The 2,457-nt window shown below is 60.3% G+C and carries 2 pseudogenes; both read right to left on the reverse strand.

The annotated features are described in order from the left end of the window. Positions 1 to 649 (reverse strand): annotated as a pseudogene (gene istB, locus AQS8620_RS16695) (IS21-like element helper ATPase IstB); the annotation flags it as partial. Further along, positions 633 to 2,343: pseudogene (gene istA / locus AQS8620_RS16700) on the reverse strand (IS21 family transposase). The pseudogenes istB and istA, both read right to left, overlap by 17 nt. Between the last annotated feature and the right edge of the window lie 114 nt (positions 2,344 to 2,457).

Consider the following 2,457-nt stretch of genomic DNA (forward strand, 5'->3'; position numbering starts at 1 on the left):
CCTGTCGAGCAGCGCGGTTGTCATCTTGGCATCGCCGAAGACGCTGGGCCATTCGCCGAAAGCTAGGTTAGTTGTGACGATGATCGAGGTGCTTTCATAGAGCTTGCTGATCAGGTGGAACAGGAGCTGACCGCCGGTCTGGGCGAAGGGCAGATAGCCGAGCTCGTCGAGGAGTGAGACATCGCGTCGCCATGCGTTCGAGACCGATGGCGAACAAGTCGAGGCGGGAGATGAGATCGGCGGTTCGTCCTTGGCGTTCTGCGCGGGCTTCGGCGTCCAGCTTATTCACCAAGTCTACCACATTGAAGAACCTGCCGCGGCGACCAGCCCGGATGCAGGCTCGCGCAATACTGACGGCGAGATGGGTCTTGCCGGTGCCTGTGCCGCCGATCAGGACGAGGTTGCGCTGGTGATCCAGGAAGTCGCCGGAAGCCAGATCTCGGATCAAGGTCTCATTCACCTCGGCGGTCTCGAAGTCGAACTCTTCCAGCTCCTTGGCCAAGGGTAACTTGGCGATGGTCATTTGGTATTTGACCGACCGCGCTTGCTTCTCGCGTATCTCGGCGGTGAGCAGATCGCCAATGATCTGCTGGGGTTCATGCTGGCGTTTGACGGCGGTGGTCAGCACCTCGTCATAGGCGGCCCTCATTCCGTAGAGCTGCAGCGTTCCCGTCGTGCCGATGGCACGCCAATGGAATGTGGCACGCCCTTGGCGTGACGCATCGATTACGTCGGATCGTTCCATCTGTTTGTCTCCTCAAGCTGTCATATCGGTTACAGTCGGCAACGGGCTCGCAGGCCAGCTTCAGTGCATCCGGTGTGGTGATGGTCAGGGGCGGTGGCGGCTCGTCGTGCTGGAAGCACGCCTCTGGCGTGACGCCGGGCCAGGATGTTCAGCACGACACCGGCGGAATAAACGTTGTGGGACAGAGCCTCGGCACAGGCGGCTTCGACTGCCTCGACCCCGTCAGTCAGCACCGCGCTCAGGATGTCGACCATCTGCCGGTCGCCGCCGGGTTGGCGTTCAAGTTTGCGCCACACGCGATGGATCGAGAGAGGCAAGTCCCATTCCTTGAAGGGCGCGCCGTTGCGCAGGGCGCCGGGCTTGCGCGCCAGAACGGGGATGTAATGCAAGGGATCGAAGACGGTTTTGTCCCGCCCGAAAGCCCGAGTATGGCTGCCGACGATCCGGCCGTCCTGCCAACATTCCAGCCGGTCAGCATATGCATTCGCCATTGTCTCTCGAACCAATGGCGTTCCAATGGCTCATTCTCGACCGGCCGCCCCACGGCGCGGGCGTCGACCGAGTATCGGTTCTTGTCGAACCGCACGAGGCAGGTCTTGGACACCGATGCGGGAATGGCATGGAATCCATCGAAAGGGCCGACGTAAGGCACAAGGCTTGGGCGTTCCTCTTCGAACATCCCCCAGATCGTCTTGTCGCGCAACTCCGGATGTTTGTTCGCCTTGGCATAGGCCAGGCAGCGATCCTCCAGCCAGGCGTTCAACTCGGCATAGGATTTGAACTTCGGTCGCGGCACGAAGAAGCGCCGCCGGATCACACCCACCTGGTTCTCGACTTGGCCTTTCTCCCAACCCGAGGCCGGGGTGCAGGGCCGTTCATTGAGGCGCCATTGGTTCAAGCCCAATGGACGGCGGATCGACCAAGTAGTGCCCGCACATCTGCTGGAAACGCCGGTTATAGGCGCGATCCTTGCCAACGAAGATCGCATCAACGGCGGTCTTCATATTGTCGTAAATCCCGCGCGAGCACGCCCCGCCAAAGAAGGCAAACGCCTTATCATGGGCGTCGAACACCATCTCCTGCGTCTCGCGCGGATAGGCTCGGAAATACGGCATTCGGCTGTGACACAGGCGCACATGGGCGACCTTTACCGTCGTGGTCACGCCATCGATCAAGACGATCTCATGGCTCCAGTCGAACTGATAGGCCTCGCCGGGATCGAAGCTCAGCGGCACATAGGCCGCCGCCGAGGCTTCCCGTGTCGCCTTCGACCAACTGGCCGCATAACGTCGAACTGCATCATAGCTGCCGTCATAACCCCGGTTGCGCAACTCTTCGTAAATCCGAACCACCGTCAGGCATTGCCGCTTGGGCTGCCGGTCATTCTCGGCCAGCATCTCATCCAGATCGGACCGCCACGGATCGATCTTGGGGCGCGGCTGGGTGGAGCGGCCATAGCTGAACTCGGTTGCTCCGGACCGGACCACTTTGCGCACCGTGTTCCGCGACACGTGCAGTTCCCGGCAAATCTGCTTGATCGACTTCCCTTGGATGAAATACGCCCGTCTGATCTTCGCAATCGTCTCCACAACCAACATCTCCATCGCGCTCCCTCATGCAACTGAGAAAGCATCAAATCAGAAATATCAGGGGGGTCACTTTTGGACGCCGATTACCCCAATACTGGGGTCAATCTTGCATGCCGGTTCACA

The organism is Aquimixticola soesokkakensis, assembly GCF_900172375.1.
GTDB classification, from domain to species: domain Bacteria; phylum Pseudomonadota; class Alphaproteobacteria; order Rhodobacterales; family Rhodobacteraceae; genus Aquimixticola; species Aquimixticola soesokkakensis.